The organism is Stenotrophomonas riyadhensis (assembly GCF_040256885.1).
Lineage (GTDB): Bacteria > Pseudomonadota > Gammaproteobacteria > Xanthomonadales > Xanthomonadaceae > Stenotrophomonas > Stenotrophomonas riyadhensis.
The window spans coordinates 4,558,578-4,575,357 of record NZ_CP155568.1 but is presented as its reverse complement, the minus strand read 5'-3'; the positions used below and the strand labels follow the sequence as shown (position 1 = coordinate 4,575,357).

The 16,780-nt window shown below is 66.2% G+C and carries 17 protein-coding genes; 16 read left to right on the top strand and 1 reads right to left on the bottom strand.

Annotated features, from left to right (window positions below):
• Positions 1–7 precede the first annotated feature (7 nt).
• The 4 genes from uvrD to SriyCCGPB3_RS21025 all read left to right on the top strand — a co-directional run bounded on the left by uvrD (position 8) and on the right by SriyCCGPB3_RS21025 (position 4,051).
• Positions 8–2,200, top strand: a complete 2,193-nt coding sequence (uvrD, locus tag SriyCCGPB3_RS21040) for a DNA helicase II (RefSeq protein ID WP_049398649.1) — start codon at positions 8–10, stop codon at positions 2,198–2,200.
• A 123-nt stretch (positions 2,201–2,323) separates the two neighbouring features.
• The gene (locus SriyCCGPB3_RS21035; RefSeq protein ID WP_110714166.1) at positions 2,324–2,650 is read left to right on the top strand and encodes a low molecular weight protein tyrosine phosphatase family protein; all 327 of its coding nucleotides are present in this window, start codon (positions 2,324–2,326) and stop codon (positions 2,648–2,650) included.
• 178 nt (positions 2,651–2,828) lie between these two features.
• Complete coding sequence (locus SriyCCGPB3_RS21030) at positions 2,829–3,383, top strand: hypothetical protein (RefSeq protein ID WP_153856973.1); 555 nt, start codon at positions 2,829–2,831, stop codon at positions 3,381–3,383.
• Between the two features lie 221 nt (positions 3,384–3,604).
• On the top strand, positions 3,605–4,051 hold the full coding sequence (locus SriyCCGPB3_RS21025; protein ID WP_005411629.1) for a universal stress protein: 447 nt from the start codon (positions 3,605–3,607) through the stop codon (positions 4,049–4,051).
• Positions 4,052–4,179: 128 nt separating this feature from the next.
• Here SriyCCGPB3_RS21025 and SriyCCGPB3_RS21020 read toward each other — a convergent pair whose 3' ends face one another.
• Complete coding sequence (locus SriyCCGPB3_RS21020) at positions 4,180–4,620, bottom strand: helix-turn-helix domain-containing protein (protein WP_425604104.1); 441 nt, start codon at positions 4,618–4,620, stop codon at positions 4,180–4,182.
• 208 nt (positions 4,621–4,828) lie between these two features.
• On the opposite strand from SriyCCGPB3_RS21020, the gene tssB reads away from it, so the two are divergent.
• From tssB to SriyCCGPB3_RS20960, 12 genes are all read left to right on the top strand, one after another.
• Positions 4,829–5,335, top strand: a complete 507-nt coding sequence (gene tssB / locus SriyCCGPB3_RS21015) for a type VI secretion system contractile sheath small subunit (RefSeq protein WP_110714163.1) — start codon at positions 4,829–4,831, stop codon at positions 5,333–5,335.
• Positions 5,336–5,339: 4 nt separating this feature from the next.
• Entirely contained in the window at positions 5,340–6,836 is a 1,497-nt protein-coding gene (tssC, locus tag SriyCCGPB3_RS21010) for a type VI secretion system contractile sheath large subunit (RefSeq protein ID WP_110714162.1), read from the top strand.
• A gap of 77 nt (positions 6,837–6,913) precedes the next feature.
• A complete protein-coding gene (locus SriyCCGPB3_RS21005; RefSeq protein ID WP_110714161.1) occupies positions 6,914–7,414 on the top strand; it encodes an Hcp family type VI secretion system effector in 501 nt (166 codons plus the stop codon).
• A gap of 3 nt (positions 7,415–7,417) precedes the next feature.
• Positions 7,418–8,227, top strand: a complete 810-nt coding sequence (locus tag SriyCCGPB3_RS21000) for a type VI secretion system accessory protein TagJ (protein WP_350259693.1) — start codon at positions 7,418–7,420, stop codon at positions 8,225–8,227.
• Positions 8,228–8,236: 9 nt separating this feature from the next.
• Complete coding sequence (gene tssE / locus SriyCCGPB3_RS20995) at positions 8,237–8,740, top strand: type VI secretion system baseplate subunit TssE (protein WP_110714159.1); 504 nt, start codon at positions 8,237–8,239, stop codon at positions 8,738–8,740.
• Entirely contained in the window at positions 8,740–10,611 is a 1,872-nt protein-coding gene (tssF, locus tag SriyCCGPB3_RS20990) for a type VI secretion system baseplate subunit TssF (RefSeq protein WP_180854147.1), read from the top strand. Before tssE ends, tssF begins: the two co-directional genes overlap by 1 nt.
• Positions 10,575–11,642, top strand: coding sequence for a type VI secretion system baseplate subunit TssG (gene tssG, locus SriyCCGPB3_RS20985; protein WP_110714157.1), 1,068 nt, complete (start codon positions 10,575–10,577; stop codon positions 11,640–11,642). Before tssF ends, tssG begins: the two co-directional genes overlap by 37 nt.
• Positions 11,639–14,377, top strand: coding sequence for a type VI secretion system ATPase TssH (tssH, locus tag SriyCCGPB3_RS20980; RefSeq protein ID WP_350259692.1), 2,739 nt, complete (start codon positions 11,639–11,641; stop codon positions 14,375–14,377). The genes tssG and tssH overlap by 4 nt, the downstream gene beginning before the upstream one ends.
• Before the next feature lie 51 nt (positions 14,378–14,428).
• A complete protein-coding gene (locus SriyCCGPB3_RS20975; protein ID WP_110714155.1) occupies positions 14,429–14,866 on the top strand; it encodes a hypothetical protein in 438 nt (145 codons plus the stop codon).
• Positions 14,867–14,902: 36 nt separating this feature from the next.
• Positions 14,903–15,445 carry a hypothetical protein gene (locus SriyCCGPB3_RS20970; RefSeq protein WP_110714154.1) on the top strand — a complete coding sequence of 181 codons (543 nt, stop codon included), beginning with the start codon at positions 14,903–14,905 and terminating at the stop codon, positions 15,443–15,445.
• A 3-nt stretch (positions 15,446–15,448) separates the two neighbouring features.
• Positions 15,449–16,156, top strand: coding sequence for a hypothetical protein (locus SriyCCGPB3_RS20965; RefSeq protein ID WP_110714153.1), 708 nt, complete (start codon positions 15,449–15,451; stop codon positions 16,154–16,156).
• A gap of 66 nt (positions 16,157–16,222) precedes the next feature.
• On the top strand, positions 16,223–16,510 hold the full coding sequence (locus tag SriyCCGPB3_RS20960) for a PAAR domain-containing protein (RefSeq protein ID WP_197591620.1): 288 nt from the start codon (positions 16,223–16,225) through the stop codon (positions 16,508–16,510).
• Positions 16,511–16,780: the final 270 nt, after the last annotated feature.

Sequence of the window (16,780 nt, the reverse complement as noted above, 5' to 3'; positions counted from 1 at the left end):
TGGGGGCATGGATGTCTCCCACCTGCTTGATGGCCTGAACCCGGCCCAGCGCGAAGCCGTCTCCGCTCCCCCCGGCCACCACCTGGTGCTGGCCGGTGCCGGTTCCGGCAAGACCCGCGTACTCACCCACCGCATCGCCTGGCTGCATGAAGTCGATGGCGTGCCGACCCACGGCATTTTCGCGGTGACCTTCACCAACAAGGCGGCCGGCGAAATGCGCCACCGCATCGACGCACAGCTGCCCAATGGCAGCCGCGGCATGTGGATCGGCACCTTCCACGGCCTGGCCAACCGCCTGCTGCGCCTGCACTGGCAGGACGCGAAGCTGCCGGAAGGCTTCCAGGTGATGGATTCGGACGACCAGCTGCGGCTGGTCAAGCGCGTGGTGCAGGCGCTGGAACTGGACGACGGCAAGTACCCGGCCAAGCAGATCGCGTGGTGGATCAACGCGCAGAAGGACGAGGGCCGCCGCCCGCAGCACATCCAGCCCGAGCCGCACGACGCGTGGCTGGAAACCATGCGCCAGGCCTACATCGAGTACCAGGCACGCTGCGACCGCGCCGGCCTGGTCGACTTCGCCGAGCTGCTGCTGCGCGCGCACGAACTGCTGCGCGACAACCCGGCCCTGTTGGCGCACTACCGCGCCCGTTTCCGCGAAATCCTGGTGGACGAGTTCCAGGACACCAACGCCATCCAGTACGCCTTCGTGCGCGTGCTGGCCGGCGATTCCGGCCACGTGTTCGTGGTCGGCGACGATGACCAGGCCATCTACGGCTGGCGCGGTGCCAAGGTCGAGAACGTGCAGGGCTTCCTGCGCGACTTCCCGGGCGCGCAGACCATCCGCCTGGAACAGAACTACCGCTCCACCGCCAACATCCTCGGCGCCGCCAATGCGGTGATCGCGCACAACCCGGACCGCATCGGCAAGCAGCTGTGGACCGACAGCGGCGACGGCGAGCCGATCGACCTGTACGCCGCCTACAACGAGATGGACGAGGCACGCTACATCGTCGAGCGCGCGCGCCAGTGGGTGCGTGACGGTGGCAGCTATACCGAAGTGGCCGTGCTATACCGCAGCAACGCGCAGTCGCGCGCACTGGAAGAAGCGCTGCTGAGCGAACAGGTGCCGTACCGCGTGTATGGCGGCATGCGCTTCTTCGAGCGTGCCGAAATCAAGGACGCGCTGGCCTACCTGCGCCTGCTGTCCAACCGCAACGACGACGCGGCGTTCGAGCGCGCGGTCAACACGCCGACGCGTGGCATCGGCGACCGCACGCTGGACGAAGTGCGCCGCGAGGCGCGCGCGCAGGGCATTTCGCTGTGGGAAGCGACCATGCTGGTCACCCAGGGCAGCGCGCTGGCCGCGCGCGCGCGGAATGCGCTGGCCGGTTTCCTGGTGCTGGTCAACGAGCTGCAGGCGCAGACCCTGCACATGACCCTGGCCGAGCGCGTGGACCACGTGCTGGCCCGCTCGCAGCTGCGCGAGCACTGGAGCAAGGAAAGCCGCAACGCGCTGGACTCGGAATCGCGTACCGACAACCTCGACGAACTGGTCTCGGTGGCCTCGCGCTTCGTGCGCCGCGCCGACGACATCGAGGAAGTGGGCGAGGACATGGACGAGCTGGTCGCATTCCTGGCCTATGCCGCGCTGGAGGCCGGTGAGGGCCAGGCGCAGGCGGGCGAGGACGGCGTGCAGCTGATGACCCTGCACTCGGCCAAGGGCCTGGAGTTCCCGCTGGTGTTCCTGGCCGGTCTGGAAGAAGGCCTGTTCCCCAGCGCACGTTCGCTGGAGGAAAGCGGGCGGCTGGAAGAAGAGCGCCGCCTGGCCTACGTGGGCATCACCCGCGCGCGCCAGAAACTGGTGCTGAGCTACGCCGAATCGCGCCGCATCCACGGCCAGGACAACTACAGCCTGCCGTCGCGCTTCCTGCGCGAGATCCCCCGTGAGCTGCTGCACGAAGTCCGGCCGAAGGTGCAGGTCTCGCGGCCGGCCTCGATGGGCGCGAGCCGGGTGATGGGCCATGCCTCGATCGAGGCACCGCCGATCAAGCTCGGCGCACTGGTCACCCATCCCAAGTTCGGCGAAGGCATGGTGACCGACTACGAAGGCAACGGCGCACACGCCCGCGTGCAGGTCGAGTTCGCCGACGCCGGCAGCAAGTGGCTGGTGATGGCCTACGCCAACCTGACGGTGATCTGATCACCGTCGAGGGGTCGGATCCCTCCCGCAGGGAGGGCTCTGACCCCATTGCGGAATGCACGTGGTTGGGGTCAGAGCCCTTTCCCGTTGGAAAAGGGATCCGACCCCGATTAGGCTGCGGGCATGACCCGCAACGTGCTCTTCCTCTGCAGCCAGAACCGCCTGCGTAGCCCGACGGCCGAGCAGGTATTCGCCGATTGGCCGGGCATCGAGACCGCCTCAGCCGGGTTGTTGGCCGATGCCGAGGAAGTGCTCAGCCCCGAGCTGCTGCAGTGGGCCGACCTGGTGTTTGTGATGGAGAAGGCGCATCGCAACCGGTTGTCCAGCCGCTACAAGGCATGGCTGAAGGGCAAGCGGGTGATCTGCCTGGATATCCCGGACGACTACGACTACATGGACCCGGTGCTGGTGGAGCTGCTGAAGCGCAAGGTGGCGCCGTTCCTGCGTTGACGGGCTGTTGTAGAGCCGAGCCCATGCTCGGCTGCTTCTGTCGGGAAAGAGCAGCCGAGCATGGCTATGCCGGTCGTCCTGACCGGCACCCTTCGGGCCGTCGCAAGCGACGTTGGCAGCGGCTCCTGCCGCTACCATCGGCTCTACAATGAGCGGCACATCTTCCAGGAACGCCCCCATGACCGAACCCACGCTGCACGTCACCGTGAAGTTGAACGCCCGGCTGCAGCCGGAGCATCGCCACGAACTGTTCGAGGATCCGCTCGATGCGCTGCTGCAGGCGGCGCAGGTGGGCGAGCTGACCGGCGGCGGCACCGCGATCTCCGACCTGGGCGAGGTCGAGTACGGCGATATCGAAGTGGCGCTGGTCGATGCCGATGGCGTGCCGAAGCTGATCGATCTGCTGGAGCAGCTGGGTGCACCAAAGGGTTCGCAGCTGCAGGGTGCGGGTGAAGCCGACCGCAGCTTCGGCGTGACCGAAGGCCTGGGCATCTACCTGGATGGCCTGAACCTGCCGGACGACGTCTACGAACAGTGCGATTCCAACCACGTGTTCGAACAGCTGTCGGAGAGCATCGACGGCCTGGGCGAAATCTGCAGCTGGTGGCAGGGCCCGACCGAGACCGCGCTGTACATGTACGGCGAATCGTTCGAGGCGATGCGTGATGCGATCGCTGAATTCGTGGCCAGCTACCCGCTGTGCCAGAACGCGCGCGTGGTGCAGATCGCCTGAGCGACGTTGTTGTAGAGCCGAGCCCATGCTCGGCTCATGCACCCGCAGCCGAGCATGGCTCGGCTCTACAGAAGAGGGCGGGCCGGGCCCGTCCCCCGGACCACGTGACGATGCGCACACGCCGCTGCACGGCGCCGGATTGATCCTGCTCAAGGCACGGCCTGCACATCCGGTGTGCAATGGTGTCGTTCCCATCTGGCAGATCGCTACGGAGCCCCACCATGTACAAGCGCATCCTGATTGCCACCGACGGATCCGAGCTGGCCGACAAGGGCCTGGCCAAGGGCCTGGAGCTGGCCAAGGACCTCAATGCCGAGGTCGATATCGTGACTGTTTCCGAGCCATGGGCCGTCGGCATGTACGACGCCATGGGCTGGAGCGTGGGCTACATGAACAGCCCTGAGTACAAGGCCGACCGAGAGGAAGGCGCGCAGAAAGTGCTGCAGCCGGCGCTGGCCAAGGCCGCCGAGCAGGGCATCACCGCCAATCCGGTGCATGTGCTGGACCGCTATGCGGCCGACGGCATCATCGAGACGGCGGGCGAGCGCAACAGTGACCTGATCGTGATGACGTCGCACGGCCGCCGTGGCGTGACCCGTGTGCTGCTGGGCAGCCAGACCGCGGAAGTGCTGGCGCGCAGCACCCTGCCGGTGCTGGTCATCCGCTGATCCATACCCGCTGATTCAAGCGTTCCCGGGGAGGGGACCCGACGCCGGCCGCAGGATGCGCGCCGGCGTCATCTTTTTGGGGCTGCACAAGCGGCCATCCATGCAGGGCGTGGATGCGGCCAGCGTTCTCATGAAAGCCGCGTTGGCTGGCCGCGGCAGGCGCGGCGCCACTGCGCCGGCGACATCCCATAGCGGGCCTGGAAGGCCCGCTGGAACTGGCGTTCCGAGGCGAAGCCCACCTCATACAGCAGCCAGGTGACGCTGCAGCAGGGATCACGGTCGAGGTGGCGGTGGGCCAGCCACAGGCGCCGTTCGCGGATGTAGCGGGCGACCCCGCCCAAGGCCTGGAACAACCGGTACAGCGTGGGCCGCGAGAGCGCGAAGGCATCGCGGATCATGCGCTCGTCCAGTTCACACTCACCCAGGTGCGCATCGATGAAATCGAGGATCCGCCGCAGTCGCGGGTCGGACGGCGGGGCCGTCGACGCCGACGGCAGTGAAGCAAGGGCAGCGGTACCAAGGTCGGCGGCAAGTGCGCCGACCAGCGAGGGGCAGTGCTGGAGTGTCATGGCAGCGTCTTCACGGCCCATCCCCTGGGCCTGTCCTGTCGATACCGACAGTTGCGCTGAAAACCCATCATCGGCCTGCCGCGAACCCCGACGACCACGCTGAGACGAATTGTCGGGAGGCCTGCGCGGCGGTCTCCCAGACTTGCCCGGCATCGAGGCCGACGCCCGCGGGCGCCCGGCACGACCCGTTTCCATCGGAGGCCAGGCCATGGCGAACAGCCAGAAGTTCATTGCCCGCAATCGGGCACCGCGGGTGCAGATCGAGTACGACGTTGAGGTCTACGGGGCGCAGAAGAAAGTACAGCTGCCCTTCGTGATGGGCGTGATGTCCGACCTGTCCGGCGCCAATGCCGGCGAACTGCCGTCACTGGAAGAGCGCAAGGCGCTGGAGATCGATGTCGACAACTTCGACAGCCGGCTGCAGTCGATGAAGCCGCGGGTGGCGTTCAGCGTGCCGAACACGCTGACCGGCGAAGGCAGCCTGAGCGTGGACATCACCTTCGAGAGCATGGACGACTTCTCGCCGGCCGCCGTGGCGCGCCGTGTCGAGCCGTTGGCCAAGCTGCTGCAGGCGCGTGCACAGCTGGCGAACCTGGATACCTACATGGACGGCAAGGCCGGTGCGGAGGCATTGATCGCGCAGGCGATCCGTGACCCGGCGCTGCTGCAGGCACTGGTCGCCGCGCCGAACAGCGATGGCAAGGACGGGGAGTAACGCCATGTCGACCGAACAGCTGATCGAAGCCGGCAGCGATACCGGCACCGCACTGGAATCGGGCGGCTTCGCCGAACTGCTGAACAAGCAGTTCCGGCCGAAGAGCGACCGCGCACAGCAGGAAGTGGAATCGGCGGTGCGCACGCTGGCCGAACAGGTGCTCAGCCGCGCGGACATCGTCAGCGACGATGTCTCGCAGACGATCAAGGCCTACATCGCCGAGATCGACCGCACGCTGACTGCACAGCTCAACCAGATCCTGCACCATCCGGACTTCCAGCAGCTGGAAGGCGCCTGGCGCGGCCTGCACTACCTGGTCAACAACACCGAGACCGATACCCAGCTGAAGATCCGGGTCTTCAATGTATCGAAGAAGGAACTGGGCAAGACCCTGAAGCGCTACAAGGGCACCGCCTGGGACCAGAGCCCGATCTTCAAGAAGGTCTATGAACACGAGTACGGCCAGCTGGGCGGCGAGCCCTATGGCTGCCTGGTGGGCGATTACTACTTCGACCAGAGTCCGCAGGATGTCGAGCTGCTGGCCGGCATGGCCCAGGTGGCGTCGGCCGCGCATGCACCGTTCCTGTCGGCGGCGGCACCGCGCCTGCTGGGCATGGATGGCTGGGATGAACTGGCCAACCCGCGCGATCTGGCCAAGATCTTCACCACCCCCGACTACGCGGCCTGGCGTTCGCTGCGCGACTCGGAAGATTCCAAGTACATCGGGCTGGCGATGCCGCGCACGCTGGCGCGCCTGCCCTACGGCGCCGCCACCGATCCGGTGGACGAGTTCGATTTCGAGGAAGACACTTCCGGTGCCGATTCGAGCCGTTACACCTGGCAGAACGCGGCCTATGCCATGGCGGTCAACATCAACCGCTCGTTCAAGCAGTACGGCTGGTGCTCCAGGATCCGCGGCATCGAGTCCGGTGGCGCGGTGGAAGGCCTGCCCACCCATACCTTCCCGACCGACGATGGCGGCGTGGACATGAAGTGCCCGACCGAGGTGGCCATCACCGACCGCCGCTCCGCCGAGCTGGACAAGCTGGGGCTGATGCCCCTGGTGCATCGCAAGAATTCCGACATGGCAGCCTTCATCAGCGCGCAGTCGTTGAACAAGCCTGCCGAGTACGACAACCCCGACGCCACCGCCAACGCGGCGCTGGCGGCCCGGCTGCCGTACATGTTCGCCTGCAACCGCTTCGCGCATTACCTCAAGTGCATCGTGCGCGACAAGATCGGTTCGTTCTCCAGCCGCGAGCAGATGCAGAAATGGCTGGGCAACTGGATTCTCAACTACGTCGACGGTGATCCGGCCAACTCCAGCGAGGAGTACAAGGCCAGCCATCCGCTCGCCGCCGCCGAGGTGGTGGTGGAGGAGGTGGAAGGTGCGCCCGGCTACTACACCTCCAAGTTCTTCCTGAAACCGCACTACCAGCTGGAAGGACTGACCGTTTCGCTGCGGCTGGTTTCGCGCCTGCCGTCACAGGCCAAGGCCTGATCTTCCCATTCCCCTTCCCGCGCCGGCCAGGCCCTGGCCGGCGAACCGATTCGACAGCCGATTGAAGGAGCAGTTCCATGGCATTCGACATGCATCTGAAGTTCCAGGGTGGCAGCGTCACCATCGAAGGTGGCTCGACCCACGCCAAGCACAAGAACGAGATTCCGGTACTGGCCTGGTCGTGGGGCGTCAGCAACAGCGGCGACCTGCACAGCGGCGGGGTCAGCTCCGGTGGCAAGGCACACGTCCAGGACATCTCCATCACCAAGTACGTGGACAAAAGCTCCAACGCGCTGCTGCAGGCTGCCAGCACCGGTGCACGCCTCGAGGAGGCGTGGTTGTACGTGACCAACGCCACCGGCGAGCAGACCGACTATGTGACCCTGCACCTGTCCAACGGCGTGCTGATCACTTCGGTATCCACCGGCGGCTCCGGTGGCGAGGACCGCCTGACCGAGAACGTCACCCTGCACTTCGGCAAGTTCCAGTACGGGTTCCAGCCGCAGAAGCCCGACGGCACCGCCGACGGCGCGGCCAAGACCTTCACTTACGACATGCAGGCCGTGGCCAAGGGCTGATGCATGAACGTGCCGCCCACCACCGATACCGCACCGGCCGTGGACCTGCTGCGGGCCGGTGACCTGGGCGGCGCGCTGCAGGCGCAGCGCGAACGTGTGCGTGCCGCACCGACCGCCGCCGCTGAACGTGTCTTCCTGTTCCAGCTGCTGGCCGTGCTCGGCCAGTGGCAACGGGCCGAGGCCCAGCTGCAGGCGGCCGTGCAGCTCGATGCCAGCCTGTCGCTGCTGGGCAGTGCCGGCCACGCCCTGCTGTGTGCCGAGCAGGTGCGCGCCGAGGTATTCGCCGGCACGCGCCTGCCGCCCGTACTGGGCACGCCGCAGCCCTGGCTGGCGCCGCTGCTGCAGGCCGTGCAGCTGCAGCAGCAGGGCCACATCGACGCAGCCATTGAACTGCGCGAACAGGCGTTCTCGCAGGCGCCGGCAGTCGCGGGTGACTGTGATGGCGAGCCGTTCGAGTGGATCGCCGATGCCGACCCGCGTTTCGGTCCGTGCCTGGAAGTGATCACCCCCAGCGGCTATGCGTGGCTGCCGCTGGATGGCCTGGCTGAACTGCGCATCGATCCTCCCGAAGACCTGCGTGACCTGGTCTGGGCACCGGCCGAACTGCACCTGCGCCAGGGCACTGCGCTGCGTGCGTTCGTGCCGGTACGTTATCCGGGCAGCGAAGCCGGCGATGACAGCGGCCTGCAGCTGGCCCGGCGCAGTGAATGGGACGAGCACGGCATCGGCAGTGGCCAACGCATGCTGGCCACCGACAGCGGTGACCATCCCCTGCTGCAGATACGGCAGCTGCGGCTGCAGCGTGCGGACTGAGATGCGCCGATGGCCGAGCTGACCACCACCGAGCGCCTGCAGCCGTCCCTGCTGGACCGGTTGACCGACGATGCACCGCTGCAGCGCGACGAAAGCCGCGAACAGCGGGTGATCTCTGCCAGCCGACTGCGCGAGTGCGTGATGCGCGACCTGTCGTGGCTGCTCAACAGCGTGCACCTGGCGGCCAACACGCGCCTGGAGGACATGACCGACGTCGCCGGTTCGGTGCTCAACTACGGCATTCCGGACCTGACCGGGCTGGAGCTGGCCGGACTGGATGTCGCGACGCTGCAGCGGCGGCTGCGCGAGGCCATCCTCGCCTTCGAGCCGCGCCTGATCGCACACACGCTGCAGGTGACCGTCCAGGCCAACGCGCAACGGATGGACCGGCGCTCGCTGGTGTTCGACATCCGATCGGAAATGTGGGCGCAGCCGATCCCGCTGAATCTCTACCTGAAGACCGAAGTGGACCTGGAGACCGGCCGCATGGACCTGGTCGAGGGCAATGCCTGATGGATCCGCGCCTGCTCCGCCACTACAACCGCGAGCTGCAGCACATCCGTGGCATGGGCGCGGAGTTCGCCCGCGAGTTTCCGAAGATCGCCGGGCGCCTGGGCATGGATGGCATGGAGTGTGCCGATCCCTATGTCGAGCGCCTGCTGGAAGGCTTCGCCTTCCTTGCCGCTCGCGTGCAGGTGAAGCTGGACGCGCAGTTCCCGGTGTTCACCCAGCACCTGCTGGAGATGGTGTATCCGCACTTCCTGGCGCCGGTCCCTTCCATGGCGGTCGTGCAGCTGCAGCCGGACCTGAAGGACGCCAAGCTGGCCGCGGGCCACCGTGTGCCCCGCCACAGCCGCCTCGTTGCCACGCCAGTGGCCGGCGAGCGCACGGCCTGTGAATACCGTACCGCGCATGAGGTGACGCTGTGGCCATTGCAGCTGGTGGAAGCGCGCTATTTCGAGAATCCGGCGGCATTGGCGGCGGCGGAGGTCGCAATTCCTACCGACAGCGCGGCGCGTGCGGGGCTGCGCCTGCGCCTGCAGGCACAGGCGGGCGTACCGCTGGCGACGTTGTCGCTGGATCGCCTGCCGTTGTTCCTGGCCGGCACCGATGGCCTGCCACGGCGGCTGTATGAGCAGCTGATGGGCAACGCGTGTGGCTGCTGGCTGCGTGCGGGAGGTCCGGCCCACTGGCAGCCCGCTGAAGCCCTGCAGCCGGTCGGTTTCGACGACACGCAGGCATTGCTGCCGTATGACGGGCGTTCGTTCAGTGGCTACCGGCTGCTGCAGGAGTATTTCGCCTGCCCGGAGCGGTTCCTGTTCGTCGAACTGACCGGGCTGAAGCCGGTGTTGCAGCGCGCCACCGGCAACCAGCTGGAGGTCGTGATCCTGTTCGATCGCAGTGAGCCCGGCCTGCACAATGCGCTGGGCGTGGACAACGTCCGCCTGTACTGCACGCCGGCCATCAACCTGTTTCCGCAGGCGGCCGACCGCGTGCATCTGTCGCCCGGACGCCACGAATACCATGTGCTGCCCGACCGTACCCGGCCGCTGGACCTGGAAGTGCACAGCGTCACCGCCGTGGACGGCTACGGTGACGGCCAGTCGCCCGAGCAGCGCTTTGCACCGTTCTATGGCAGCCAGGCACGTACCTGGCACGATCCGCAAGGCGCGTACTACACGCTGCGTCGCGAGCCGCGCCAGCTGTCGGCTCGCCAGCGGCGGCAGGGCGCACGCTCCAGCTACGTGGGCAGCGAGGTATTCATCAGCCTGGTCGATGCTGCCGATCGACCCTTCCCCAGCCGGCTGCGCCAGCTGGGGCTGCAGCTGCTGTGCAGCAACCGTGACCTGCCGTTGCAGATGCCGGTGGGCAAGGGACGCACCGACTTCAGCCTGGACGATGGTGCACCGGTCACCGCGATCCGCTGCGTGGCCGGACCGACCCGTCCACGGCCGGCCGGCGACGGCGGCGAAAGTGCCTGGAAACTGCTCAGCCACCTGCAGCTGAACTACCTGTCGCTGTTCGAGGACGGCGACGCACGCGGTACCGATGCGTTGCGCGAAATGCTGGCGCTGTACTGCGATCCACACGACGCCGGCGCGCAGCGCCAGCTGGAGGGACTGCGGGGCGTCTCAGCGCGTTCGATCGTACGCCGCATCCCGGTGCCCGGCCCGATCACCTTCGGCCGCGGGCTGGAGATCACCCTGACCTGCGAGGATGCTGCTTTCGAAGGAACCGGAGCCTATCTGCTGGCGGCAGTGATGCGCCAGTTCTTCGCACGCTACGTTTCGATCAATGCCTTCACCGAAACCGTGCTGCGCACCGTTGAACGCAATGAGGTGGCCCGATGGACGGCCAGACCGGGCGCGCTGCTGGCGCTGTAGACGCGCGCGCTGCGCTGCTGCAGGCGCTGGCCGCGGCACCGCACGCGTTCGAGGCGTTCACCGCGCTGCGCCTGCTGGAACGGACGCACCCGCACCTGCCGCGCTGGGGGTGCTCGACACGCCCGGAGGAGGATCCGCTGCGGCTGCGGCAGGCACCGAGCCTGGCCTTCGCTCCCCGGGATGTCGATGCGGTGGTTCCGGCAACCCGCACGTGCCCACCGCAGTTGCGCATGTTCGGCTTCGGCCTGTTCGGACCGAATGGTCCCCTGCCACTGCACCTGACCGAGTACGCACTGCAGCGGCAGCGCAGCGCACGCGATGACAGCCTGGTGGCGTTCGCCGACCTGTTCCATCACCGGCTCATGAGCGTGTTCTACCGCGCCTGGGCCGATGCGCAACCCGTGGTACAGGCCGACCGGCCAGAGGACGACCGCTTCCGCCTGTACCTGGGGGCGTTGGTCGGCATCGCATCCCCCGCACTGCAGCGCCGTGATGCGCTGGACGATGACTTCCGCCGCCATCACGCCGGGCACCTGCTGCCGATGGCGCGCAATGCCGGGGGCCTGCGTGCGTTGACAGAAGCGGCGCTGCAGGTGCCCGCGCAGGTGATCGGCTTCATCGCCGAATGGATGCGCCTGCCCGAGGACGCGCAGCTGCACCTGGGGGTGCGCAGCAACCGGCTGGGCCACAGTGCGGTGCTGGGCGCGCAGGTGCGCGGGTGCCAGCATCGTTTCCGCCTGCGCATCGGCCCGCTTGACCTGGCCAGCTTCCGCCACTGGTTGCCGGGTGGCACGCAGCTGCCACGCCTGGCGGCCCTGATACGCAGCCACAGCGGCGACACCCAGGCCTGGGACGTGCAGCTGCTGCTGCGCGCCGACCAGGTGCCGACGCTGCGCCTGGCCCGCAGTGGGCGCCTTGGCCTGGACACCTGGCTGGGTCGACGCGCCTGGAGCGTGGCCGACGCCGACGACGTGGTCGTGCATCCGCGCGCCGCGATGGCCTTCACCGACCGACCTGGACCCCTGCCATGACCGAGATCCGCCGCAGTGCGCTGTTCGGCAAGCTCAACCCGCTTGCCTACCGTGCCATCGAAAGTGCCACCGTGTTCTGCAAGCTGCGCGGCAACCCCAACGTGGAGCTGGTGCATTGGCTGCACCAGCTGTTGCAGCTGCAGGATTCGGACCTGCACCGCATCGTGCGCCATGCGCAGCTGGACCCGGCGCGGCTGGCGCGTGACGTCACCGATGCGCTGGAGCGCCTGCCGCGCGGAGCGGGGGGTGTCACCGATCTGTCCAGCGCGGTGGAGGAGGCGGTCGAACGCGCCTGGATCCAGGCGTCGCTGGGTTTCGGCGAAGCGCAGGTGCGCAGTGCGTACCTGTTGCTGGGCATGCTCTCCAGCCGCAGCCTGCGTAGCGGGCTGTCGGCGATCTCGCGCGAGTTCGACAAGCTCAGGCCGGAAGCGCTGAGCGAGGGCCTGGCCGGCATCATCGCGGGCTCGCCGGAAGAGGGGCAGCGACCGACCGATGGCTTCGCGCTGGGCAATGCCGCCGCACCGGGTGACGCCAGCGGTGCCATCGCACCCGCTGCGATGGGCAAGCAGGAAGCGCTGGCGCGGTTCACCACCGACCTGACCGCGCAGGCCCGCGATGGCAAGCTCGATCCGATCATCGGTCGCGATGATGAGATCCGCCAGGTGGTCGACATCCTGATGCGGCGGCGGCAGAACAACCCGATCCTGGTCGGAGAAGCCGGGGTCGGCAAGACCGCCGTGGTCGAGGGCCTCGCCCAGCGTATCGCGCGCGGCGACGTGCCCCCCGCACTGAAGGATGTGCAGCTGCGCGCGCTGGACGTTGGCCTGCTGCAGGCTGGCGCCAGCATGAAGGGTGAGTTCGAGCAGCGCCTGCGTGCGGTGATCGACGAAGTGCAGGCCAGCCCGGCGCCGATCATCCTGTTCGTGGACGAGACCCACACGCTGGTGGGTGCCGGGGGCGCGGCCGGCACCGGCGATGCGGCCAACCTGCTGAAGCCGGCATTGGCGCGCGGCACGCTGCGCACGGTGGGCGCCACCACCTGGGCCGAGTACAAGAAGTACATCGAGAAAGACCCTGCGCTGACCCGGCGTTTCCAGGCGGTGCAGGTGGAGGAGCCGGACGAGGCGCGTGCGGTGCGGATGATGCGCGGCGTGGCCAGCATGATGGAGAAGCACCACCAGGTGCAGATCCTGGATGACGCGCTGGAAGCTGCAGTCAGGCTGAGCCATCGCTACATCCCGGCGCGGCAGCTACCGGACAAGTCGGTCAGCCTGCTCGATACCGCGTGTGCACGCGTGGCGGTCAGCCTGCACGCAGTGCCAGCGGAGGTGGACGACAGCCGCAGGCGAATTGAATCGCTGCAGACCGAGCAGGCGATCATCGACCGCGAATCCGCGATCGGCATCGTGGTGGCCGAGCGCGGCGCGACCTGCGCGCAGGCACTGGCCGACGAGGAGCAGCGCCTGTCCGGGCTGGAGCAGCGCTGGCAGGCCGAGAAAGCGCTGGTCGATGAACTGCTGGACCTGCGTGCACAGCTGCGCAGCGGCAACGTGCCCGTGGAAGGCACCGGCAGCGCACTGGAAGCGGCGGCGGCACAGGCCGATGGCGATGCCGTGGTGGCCTCGGTACCGGTGCAGGCACGCGACCGAGATGTGCTGCTGGCACGACTGCAGCTGGTACAGGCCGAACTGGCGGCACTGCAGGGCGAGGCACCGCTGATCCTGCCGACGGTCGATCACCAGGCGGTGGCGGCGGTGGTGGCCGACTGGACCGGCATTCCGGTCGGGCGCATGGCACGCAACGAGATCGACACCGTTCTGCGACTGCCGGAGTTGCTTGGCCAACGCGTGATCGGCCAGGACCATGCGATGGAGATGATCGCCAAGCGCATCCAGACCAGCCGCGCAGGCCTGGACAACCCGGACAAGCCGATCGGCGTGTTCCTGCTGGCGGGCACCTCTGGCGTGGGCAAGACCGAAACCGCGCTGGCGCTGGCCGAGGCGCTGTACGGCGGCGAGCAGAACCTGATCACCATCAACATGAGCGAGTACCAGGAAGCACATACGGTGTCGTCACTGAAGGGGGCGCCGCCGGGCTATGTGGGTTATGGCGAGGGTGGTGTGCTGACCGAAGCAGTGCGCCGCAAGCCGTACTCGGTGGTGCTGCTGGACGAGGTGGAGAAGGCGCACCCGGACGTGCACGAACTGTTCTTCCAGGTGTTCGACAAGGGCTGGATGGAAGACGGCGAAGGCCGCCGCATCGACTTCCGCAACACGCTGATCCTGCTGACCAGCAACGCCGGCACCGAACTGATCGCCAGCCTGTGCGCCGATCCGGAACTGGTTCCCGACCCGGAAAGCATGGCCAAGGCATTGCGCGCGCCACTGCTGAAGGTGTTTCCGCCGGCGCTGTTGGGGCGGCTGGTGGCGATTCCGTACTACCCGCTGAGCGCGGACATGCTGGGCCGCATCGTGCGGCTGCAGTTGAACCGCATCAAGAAGCGGGTGGAGGCGCGCTATCGCATTCCGTTCGAGTACGACGACTCGGTGGTGGAGCTGGTGGTGAGCCGTTGCACCGAAGGCGAATCGGGTGGGCGGATGATCGACGCGATATTGACCAATTCGATGTTGCCGGAGATCAGTCGGGAGTTCCTGCTTCGCTCCCAGCATGACGCCACTCCCGAAAGAGCGAGCGTTGGAGCTGACTCAAAGCAGTTCATCTACGAATTCCGTTGAGAAGCTGTCAGGCCTGAAGACAGTCACGGAAACTGAACAAGGAGCGAAAGTATGGCAGCGCTGCGTGGATCGACAAACGGGTACCAGCTATCTGCGTACGACGTGGATCTTCAGGATGATCCACCATTGACCGGATTCTCCGCGCGAACGAAACCAAAGGAGTTCGTTGCCAAGGCCCGGGCCATCATCGAGCTTGTCAAGCTTACGAAGCTGAAGGTTTCACTCGAAGACTTTGTCGTCACCAGAACGGCTGCTGGCGACCTCAGTCGCGAAACGCCGGTGGAATGGCGATACACAACTACCGTCGGGCATGGGAATCACCAGGCTGTCTGGACACTCATCGTGGACATGGACATCGTCGCGCCAGGGCAGGCAGGCAATGGTCCCGACCGGACACACGTCGGCTACTCCTGCTGGAAGAACGGGTTCGATGCGGTCCCCCGCATCAATGGGCACATCTTCGTTGAGTATCTGCCCGCCTCACGCTGATTCAGCGCCATACGGCCACTCAACCAAGGAGTCATCATGTGTCCGCACTGCATCGATGTGGAATGCGACAACGGCTCGGTCTGCCACCGCGGGCTGTTCGCTGCCTCTTCAGACGTGTTCTCTCCCTTGGCCGCTGGACCGCACAGCAGCACCAAGAAGAGCTCATCTCTTGGACAGTTCGAAAGCGAGCATCTGTTTCCGCACGCAGCCCTGAAGCTATCTGGAATCGGCTTCAATTATCAGAGCGAGCCGACGCTCAGTATCCCCTACGTGGTTCATCGGGCGGGGCAGGGAGGAGCAGGGGGCGGTGTTACCTCAACAGGTAGCAGCAGCGTCGCCAGCGCGTGGTCAAGTCACCTTGGAACGCTGGCACGCTCCGATTTTCCGGCTGCGTTGAGGCTTGCCGTCATAGATCAGCTCAACGCGCACTACGTCAACGGAAACCTCAGCAATGCTGTTGCCATGCAGATCATCAGGGTGGTGAACGGCCATGCTGGCCTGGGTCGACTCAACGCGGAGCAAGCTGGTGAGATCAACAACATGATCGCTGATTTCTATTTCCGTCATTCGAAGGGATGAGTCATGCCGTCGCAGGCGCTGATCAGACAGTTCAAAAGCCGACCCGAGCATGTGATGCGCTCGCACGTGGTTCGCTGGAGCGGCGATGCTCCGGAGGACAGCAGGATCATCAGGGTGGCGCTGCTTGACAGCGAAACGAGTGGCAATGCGCGTGCCGAATGGAAGGCGGGACCACTGAAGGTGAAGGTCGACGCGAAGCGCTTCGAACTCCGTTGGGAAGGATCCAGATTCAATCCTCCAAGGGCAGGGAGCGATCTGTTCTCTGTGTACTGGAGTGGCTTTCGGGCCTCCTCCGGATGCTCGATCCTGCTGCCTCCTTCCGGTGGCCCCGATATGATGTTGACCCCTGAATTCTCGGGCTGTGCCGCGGCTTTCAGCAAAGGGCCGGACGGCAGTACGTTGTTCAGTCACTACAACCTGAAGGACGGATCGAGAACGCTCGATAGGCCGGGAATGATGGCTGCCGCTACACTGGAGCACGGAAAGGGTGTGTTTCTTCTGAGCAAAGAGCAGATGCGACAGGTTGGAAAACGGTCGATGCTCGAAACATCCCCGACGGCTGTTCTTGCGACAATTGTGGGTACCCGCAACGATCGCCGGTGGACCTTCTGGGTCCAGTATCGCGAGATCGACGGCGACACCCAGCACATACGATCAGTCGAACAGATGCAGAACCGATCAACGGGCCACCTTGACGTGGATTCCTCGTGATCGGCGACGCATTCTTCGAGCTCCACAGACCAATGGCATGTGACCCTTCACATTGACGAGAGGCCAATGCAACCCGCCGCCCGCCTCACCGATCTCCACACCTGCCCGATGGTCACCGGGGTGGTTCCCCACGTCGGTGGCCCGATCACGGCACCCGGTGCGCCAACCGTGCTGATAGGTGGCCTGCCTGCCGCACGGGTGGGTGATCTGTGCATCTGTGTCGGTCCGCCCGACAGCATCATCAAAGGCTCGGTGAAGGTGTTCATCAAGGGCCAACCGGCGGCGCGCCTGGGTGACAGCACCGCGCATGGCGGTGTGATCGTAATCGGGTGCTTCACGGTACTGGTGGGCTGAGCACGCCAGTACCTGGTGCACGAAGGCCACCATCAGGACATCTGCGGACATTTCCCAAAGGCTTCGGGTCAATCCCGGTCAGACGATGCAACGATCGCCGGGACATATGGAGATCGCCCGTACAGCTGGCTTCTGTGATGCGTGACCACTTTAGGTCGATCCAAATCTCCGTCATCGCGTTTAAGTGAGACGAATCGCCGCCTGATACTCCTTCACACGGTCGGAGAATTCAGCCCATATGCGTCACGTCCTGACTATTTCTACACGCTT

Excerpts from the sequence above, each read along its gene's own strand:
- uvrD (WP_049398649.1), top strand. The coding sequence starts at position 8 with ATGGATGTCTCCCACCTGCTTGATGGCCTGAACCCGGCCCAGCGCGAA.
- SriyCCGPB3_RS21035 (WP_110714166.1), top strand. The coding sequence starts at position 2,324 with ATGACCCGCAACGTGCTCTTCCTCTGCAGCCAGAACCGCCTGCGTAGC.
- SriyCCGPB3_RS21030 (WP_153856973.1), top strand. The coding sequence starts at position 2,829 with ATGACCGAACCCACGCTGCACGTCACCGTGAAGTTGAACGCCCGGCTG.
- SriyCCGPB3_RS21025 (WP_005411629.1), top strand. The coding sequence starts at position 3,605 with ATGTACAAGCGCATCCTGATTGCCACCGACGGATCCGAGCTGGCCGAC.
- SriyCCGPB3_RS21020 (WP_425604104.1), bottom strand. The coding sequence starts at position 4,620 with ATGACACTCCAGCACTGCCCCTCGCTGGTCGGCGCACTTGCCGCCGAC.
- tssB (WP_110714163.1), top strand. The coding sequence starts at position 4,829 with ATGGCGAACAGCCAGAAGTTCATTGCCCGCAATCGGGCACCGCGGGTG.
- tssC (WP_110714162.1), top strand. The coding sequence starts at position 5,340 with ATGTCGACCGAACAGCTGATCGAAGCCGGCAGCGATACCGGCACCGCA.
- SriyCCGPB3_RS21005 (WP_110714161.1), top strand. The coding sequence starts at position 6,914 with ATGGCATTCGACATGCATCTGAAGTTCCAGGGTGGCAGCGTCACCATC.
- SriyCCGPB3_RS21000 (WP_350259693.1), top strand. The coding sequence starts at position 7,418 with ATGAACGTGCCGCCCACCACCGATACCGCACCGGCCGTGGACCTGCTG.
- tssE (WP_110714159.1), top strand. The coding sequence starts at position 8,237 with ATGGCCGAGCTGACCACCACCGAGCGCCTGCAGCCGTCCCTGCTGGAC.
- tssF (WP_180854147.1), top strand. The coding sequence starts at position 8,740 with ATGGATCCGCGCCTGCTCCGCCACTACAACCGCGAGCTGCAGCACATC.
- tssG (WP_110714157.1), top strand. The coding sequence starts at position 10,575 with ATGGACGGCCAGACCGGGCGCGCTGCTGGCGCTGTAGACGCGCGCGCT.
- tssH (WP_350259692.1), top strand. The coding sequence starts at position 11,639 with ATGACCGAGATCCGCCGCAGTGCGCTGTTCGGCAAGCTCAACCCGCTT.
- SriyCCGPB3_RS20975 (WP_110714155.1), top strand. The coding sequence starts at position 14,429 with ATGGCAGCGCTGCGTGGATCGACAAACGGGTACCAGCTATCTGCGTAC.
- SriyCCGPB3_RS20970 (WP_110714154.1), top strand. The coding sequence starts at position 14,903 with ATGTGTCCGCACTGCATCGATGTGGAATGCGACAACGGCTCGGTCTGC.
- SriyCCGPB3_RS20965 (WP_110714153.1), top strand. The coding sequence starts at position 15,449 with ATGCCGTCGCAGGCGCTGATCAGACAGTTCAAAAGCCGACCCGAGCAT.
- SriyCCGPB3_RS20960 (WP_197591620.1), top strand. The coding sequence starts at position 16,223 with ATGCAACCCGCCGCCCGCCTCACCGATCTCCACACCTGCCCGATGGTC.